The organism is Corallococcus sp. AB038B (assembly GCF_003668955.1).
GTDB classification, from domain to species: domain Bacteria; phylum Myxococcota; class Myxococcia; order Myxococcales; family Myxococcaceae; genus Corallococcus; species Corallococcus exiguus.
The window spans coordinates 1-437 of sequence record NZ_RAWO01000124.1 but is presented as its reverse complement, the minus strand read 5'-3'; the positions used below and the strand labels follow the sequence as shown (position 1 = coordinate 437).

1 pseudogene is annotated in these 437 nt (G+C 69.3%); it reads right to left on the bottom strand.

Annotation, left to right across the window (positions count from 1 at the left end):
- Positions 1 to 437: pseudogene (locus D7Y04_RS42740) on the bottom strand (glycogen debranching enzyme GlgX); the annotation flags it as partial.

The following is a 437-nucleotide window of genomic DNA, read 5'->3' as shown; positions in this document are numbered from 1 at the left end:
AGCCCAGGGTGTTGTAGCCCCAGTAGTTCACCTTCCCGCGCTGGATGAGGAAGGGCTCGTCCACGATGTGGTGGATGGGCAGGAGCTCCACCGCGGTGACGCCCACCTTCTTCAGGTGCTCGATGCTGGCCGGGTGCGCCAGCCCCGCGTAGGTGCCGCGCAGGGGCTCGGGCACGCGCGGGTGCAACTTCGTGAAGCCCTTGACGTGCAGCTCGTAGACGACGGTGTCGTGCCAGGGGATGCGGGGCAGCGTGTCGCCTTCCCAGTCGAACGCGTCCGTCAGCACCACCGCCTTGGGCACGCCCGCGGCGTCGTCGCGCGTGTCCAGGACGAGGTCCTCGTCCTTGCCCGTCGCGGGGGCCGGGTAGCCGTAGATGGGGGCCTTGTAGTCCACCTTGCCGTGGATGGCCCGGGCGTACGGGTCCACCAGCAGCTTG